The organism is Butyricicoccus sp. AM05-1 (genome assembly GCF_003474415.1).
GTDB classification, from domain to species: domain Bacteria; phylum Bacillota; class Clostridia; order Oscillospirales; family Butyricicoccaceae; genus Agathobaculum; species Agathobaculum butyriciproducens.
This window is the reverse complement of sequence record NZ_QUDG01000026.1, coordinates 1-5138: the sequence shown is the minus strand read 5'-3', so window position 1 is coordinate 5138 and position 5138 is coordinate 1. Positions and strand designations below refer to the sequence as shown.

The window sequence follows — 5138 nt, the reverse complement described above, 5'->3', positions numbered from 1 at the left end:
GCGTAGATCAAAATCTCGCCCCAATATGAGTATTTCATAAATTGCTGCGGGGGGATATGAAAAACATCCAGAACAAGTCTTTCCACAAGGAAATATAATAGATTGGATAGCAAAAAATGTAGTGCGATTGCAAGAATGGGAATAGCGAGATATCTTTTTTTCATCATACGGTCAATTTTTTCTCCTGTCTGTATTTTTGAGGGGACTGCAGCAGTATAACAGATTTAACTTAAAGTCTTCGTTAAGGGGCGAAGCCGCAACCTTTCGGAAGCGGCATCGCAAAAGGACACTGTTTATCTTCCCTGTCGAACCTTTTGACCTTCCTCTAAAAGATGTTTTCCTCATAGTTGGTGACATGCTGAATTTGGCATTAGGCTCCTTGCCTTCTGCAAAGCTTTTGAAGTTCAAACAGAAAATACCCACAGCCAAAGCGGCTGTGGGTATAATCAAATCAGATTGTACGAGCTGACGCTGTCCTGCCAATCTCTGCAGACCATAGCCTGCAAAAGCCCAACGCTCCGTGGCGGCCCGGTGTATCCGCACTTTCCAATACGCCCAAAGGGGGCTTGAAGGGGAGATTCTTAACGCGCAGAAGGAGGAAGGCCGTCCGTCTCTGGCGCCTGGAGAAGAAAGTGACTTTTATGAAAGTCAAGCAGGCCCTCATCCCGCATTTTTCCAAGCTCCAGCGACAGTCCACTGCGCTCCACGCCGAGATAATCCGCAAGCTGCTGGCGGGAGAATGGAATGTCGAATTCATAGACACCCCGGCGCTGCGCCTCGGCGGAAAAATAGGACATCAGCTTTGCCCGCGTTGTGCGCTGGCCCATGTGGGTGAGCTTTTCGTTGAGCCGCAGGTTCTTCTCTGCCAGTTCGCCCAGCAGGTTGCGGATGATCCGGCTATGGTGGGAGCAGGCGGAGGGGCACACGCTCAAAACGCGTCTTATATGCAGAAACATCACCGTCACCGTGCTCTCCGCCTCCACGCTCACATTCAGCACTGCCCCCGGCGCGCAGGCGAACACCTCCGCGAAGGTCTGCCCCGGCCCGGTCTTGGAGAGGATGTTGCGGTTTCCCCAGATATCCTCCTGCACGATGAGGGCGCTGCCTGCCAGCACAAGCCCCACTTCATCCACCGCGTCTCCGGCGCGGAGCAGGCGGGAGCCTTTGGGGAAGGTGTCGATCCTCGCCCCAAGGCAGGAGAGCATGGCGGCAAGCTCATCGTCGGAAATGCCGGAGAAAAGCGCCGCCGTATGAAGTAACGGGAAAAATTCTTTCATAAAAATCCTCTTTCGTTGAAAATTCAACCGACTTGTTGATTTAATTCTATTATAATCAAACCACAAAAGCAAGGGGGTCTTGCGATGAAACGGAGAATCATTGAAATTGATCAAGATAAATGCAACGGCTGCGGCGCCTGCGCCGCAGCCTGCCACGAGGGCGCCGTCGCCATGATGGACGGCAAGGCGCGGCTGATGCGGGACGACTGCTGCGGCGGGCTGGAACTGGCGGCGAAAAAGGCGCTCCAGCAGAGCGGAAAATTCATTCCGTGGCAGGTGGTCACCGTAACAGTGGACGGCCGGCTGGTGGAAGAATAACAAAATCATTAGAAAAAGGAAGGAAGAAGTACAATGAAGTATATATGCAGTCTTTGCGGTTGATAATATGACGAGAGCGCAGGTTGTCCAGAGGGCGGCATCGCCCCCGGAACGCCCTGGAGCGAGGTGTCGGAGGACTTTGAATGCCCACTGTGTGGCGTGGGTAAGGACAGCTTCGAGAGTGCATGAGCTTTCTATAAAAGGAGTAAAGACGATGAGCTACGAAAACTGGAAGGACAAAATCGGCACACTCGAAGTGATGGACGTGAGGGGCAAAAAGATAGACTTTTTCCCCGCGTTGAAGGCAAAGGCTGCCGCGCTGAAAAACGGCGAAGGACTGCATATCATCCAGACCTTCGAGCCTGTCCCCCTGTACCCGGTGCTGGCCCTTATGGGCTTTGAGCATCACACGGAGAAGGTGAGCGGCAGCGAATACCACGTCTGGTTTTATCGGGTGAGGAAAGGAGAATAGCTGTATGAGCTACGAGAATTGGAAGGACAATGCGCAGGGGTTTCAGACCATGGATGTGCGCCATATACAGGGCAGCTTTTTTGAAGGGCTGAAGAAACGAGCCGAAGCGTTGGAGGTGGGCGAAGGATTACACATCATCCAGACCTTTGAGCCGCATCCGCTGTACGCTGTCATGGAGGACTTGGGCTACGAGCATCACACCGAGCAGCGGGGTGAGGCGGAGTTCCATGTTTGGTTCTGCCGCACAGAGAAGAAGGAAGGCGACAGCTCCGCTCCCTTCAAGCCGCTGGCTCTTTTGCACTATCCCATGATTGACGAAAAGCTGGGGCAAATCGCCGTGGATTTCTGGGAAACCACATGGCAGAGCGAGAAGCGCACGCTTCCCTACGAAACGCGGCTGCTGCTGTCCCTGACCAATGCTGTGGGCGCGGGCCGGATGAGGCAGGCGGCGCGGGAACTGGTAAAGGCATATATCTATGGCGTGGAAAGCGCAGCTCTGGACGATGTGTTCGAGCTGCTGGCATGGAATCAGGGCATCGGCTTTTTCAGCAGTGAGATCGGCCCCTCGGCGCTGTTTCAGGCATATAAGCTCATTAAAAACGGTGAGAAGCAGGGCAAGTCCCGGGATGAGATCTGCAACATGCTGCGCGAGAAATTCGGAGAGAAGAACCTGGAAATGCAGGTTCTGAACTAAAAAGTAGAAGGAGACGAACGACAATGGATAACAAAATGTTTTGCTTTCAGTGCGAGCAGACAGCGGGTTGTACCGGCTGTACCGGTAAGGCTGGTGTCTGCGGCAAGACCGCCGATGTAGCGGAACTTCAGGACGAGCTGACGGGCGCGCTCATTGGGCTGGCAAGAGCCACGGACGCCGATACACCAGTCAATGCCGATACATGGCGGCTGATGATCGAGGGACTGTTCACCACCGTCACTAATGTGAACTTCAACGAAAAGACCATTCGCGAGTTGATCGAACAGGTGCACGCGGAAAGGGAACGACTGGCACCAAACTGCTCTGGCTGCGGCTCTCGCTGTGGGCGGGATGATGATTATGATATGAATTTGCTCTGGAACGCGCAGGAGGATATTCGCAGCCTCAAATCTCTCATCCTTTTCGGTGTGCGTGGTATGTCGGCGTATGCCCATCACGCCATGGTACTGGGCTATGTCGATGAGGAAGTAAACCGCTTTTTCGCCAAGGCACTCTTTGCTGTGGGCGAGGACTGGGGCATGGATGCGCTGCTGCCCATCGTCATGGAGGTGGGCGAGAAAAACCTCAAGTGTATGGCGTTGCTGGATAAGGCCAACACCGAAAGCTACGGTACGCCTGCGCCTGCCACTGTCCCGCTGACGGTGGAGAAGGGGCCGTTCATCGTCATCACAGGCCACGACCTCCACGACCTGAAGCTGCTGCTGGAGCAGACCGAGGGTAAAGGCGTCAACATCTACACCCATGGCGAAATGCTGCCTGCCCACGGCTATCCTGAACTGAAAAAATATGCCCATCTCAAGGGCAACTTCGGCACGGCGTGGCAGAATCAGCAAAGAGAATTTGCCGACATCCCCGCGCCGGTGCTGTTTACCACCAATTGCCTGATGCCGCCGAAAGCAAGCTACGCCGACCGCGTGTTCACCACGGCGGTGGTATCCTACCCGGAACTGACGCACATCGGCGAGGATAAGGACTTTACCCCTGTCATCGAAAAGGCATTGGAGCTTGGCGGCTACAACGAGGACAAGCCGTTCACCGGTATCAACGGCGGCGGCACGGTCATGACCGGATTCGGTCATGGCGCGGTGCTTGGCGTGGCGGATCAGGTGATCGAGGCGGTAAAGAGCGGCGCTATCCGGCACTTTTTCCTGGTCGGCGGCTGTGACGGAGCCCGCCCCGGACGGAACTACTACACCGAGTTTGTCAAGCAGACGCCGGCCGACACTGTGGTGCTGACGCTGGCCTGCGGCAAATTCCGCTTCAACGACCTGGATCTTGGGACCATCGGCGGTCTGCCTCGACTCATGGATGTAGGCCAGTGCAACGACGCTTACGGTGCTGTCAAAATCGCGCTGGCCTTGGCGGATGCCTTTGGCTGCGGGGTCAACGACCTGCCTCTGTCTCTGGTGCTTTCGTGGTATGAGCAGAAGGCAGTGTGTATCCTGCTGACGCTGCTGTATCTGGGCATTAAGAATATCCGTCTTGGCCCCACGCTGCCGGCATTTGTCTCGCCCAATGTGCTGAACTACCTTGTAGAGAATTTCGGTATTGCTCCCATCACTACCCCGGAAGAGGATCTGAAGGTGCTGCTGAAGCGCTGACAAACCGTAATGCGGCTGCGGAGAGGAACATCTCCGCAGCCGCACTTTATTGAAAGCAATCATGAGCGTTTTTTTGGTTCTTTGCTTCGATACTCCTACACACCGCCTGCACCAGATAATGCTTCTCATGGCAGAACAACTGGAGATGTGAGGAAAGTTGCTTGCTGCAAAAGCCGCAACACTTTGTATATCTTAACATAGGTTTTATGATCCGGTGCTATAATAACCTTAGCAAATCGAGCAATCGCCAAAGAAAGGACAGATTAGAACTATGAGATCACGATGGAAAATCACTTTTATTATATGTGTTGTGCTTATTGCCGCCGTACTTGCAGGCTGCGGCGCAGTCGAGCAGCGTCCGGCATTGGAAAAAATTGAATACACGAACCTGAACGACAGTGGTTCGAGGGAGCTTTTGCAGGAGCTGCTCTCCGACGCAGGCGTGTCAGATGGGCGTATTCAGGGCTTTTTCCGCCGTGTGGACCGCTTTAATGACATCGTGAAGCAGGAATGGCTTACGGATGGCTTTGAGGAAGCGGAGCTGCTGTATACGAAATACGACCCTTATACCATGCAGGACGAATGGACGGCGAAGAACGGGACGTTTCCGGGCTATAACTGCCGGATCACCGCCATGAACCTGTTTGGGGATTTCCTCTCCGTGAGCGCAGACGCTCAAATCAATTCCGGTGAAGATGTGCTGTTTGCGGACGAGGAAGCGCTGAAAACAGATCCCGATGCGCTGGGCGGAAGCA

5 protein-coding genes and 2 pseudogenes are annotated in these 5138 nt (G+C 54.2%); 6 read left to right on the top strand and 1 reads right to left on the bottom strand.

Annotation, left to right across the window (positions count from 1 at the left end; all coding sequences use genetic code 11):
* Positions 1-581: 581 nt before the first annotated feature.
* Positions 582-1277, bottom strand: coding sequence for a Crp/Fnr family transcriptional regulator (locus tag DW088_RS15520; RefSeq protein WP_118361990.1), 696 nt, complete (start codon positions 1275-1277; stop codon positions 582-584).
* Between the two features lie 84 nt (positions 1278-1361).
* Here DW088_RS15520 and DW088_RS16485 point away from each other — a divergent pair.
* The 6 genes and pseudogenes from DW088_RS16485 to DW088_RS15490 all read left to right on the top strand — a co-directional run.
* A pseudogene (locus tag DW088_RS16485) lies at positions 1362-1499 on the top strand (ATP-binding protein); the annotation flags it as partial.
* Between the two features lie 174 nt (positions 1500-1673).
* A pseudogene (locus DW088_RS15510) lies at positions 1674-1784 on the top strand (rubredoxin); the annotation flags it as partial.
* Between the two features lie 25 nt (positions 1785-1809).
* A complete protein-coding gene (locus tag DW088_RS15505; RefSeq protein WP_118361986.1) occupies positions 1810-2067 on the top strand; it encodes a DUF2249 domain-containing protein in 258 nt (85 codons plus the stop codon).
* Between the two features lie 4 nt (positions 2068-2071).
* Positions 2072-2761 carry a DUF2249 domain-containing protein gene (locus DW088_RS15500; RefSeq protein ID WP_118361984.1) on the top strand — a complete coding sequence of 230 codons (690 nt, stop codon included), beginning with the start codon at positions 2072-2074 and terminating at the stop codon, positions 2759-2761.
* 23 nt (positions 2762-2784) lie between these two features.
* Entirely contained in the window at positions 2785-4383 is a 1599-nt protein-coding gene (gene hcp / locus DW088_RS15495; RefSeq protein WP_199720457.1) for a hydroxylamine reductase, read from the top strand.
* 271 nt (positions 4384-4654) lie between these two features.
* Positions 4655-5138, top strand: a 484-nt coding sequence (locus DW088_RS15490; RefSeq protein ID WP_147356591.1) for a DUF4300 family protein, incomplete at its 3' end; no start/stop codon positions are given.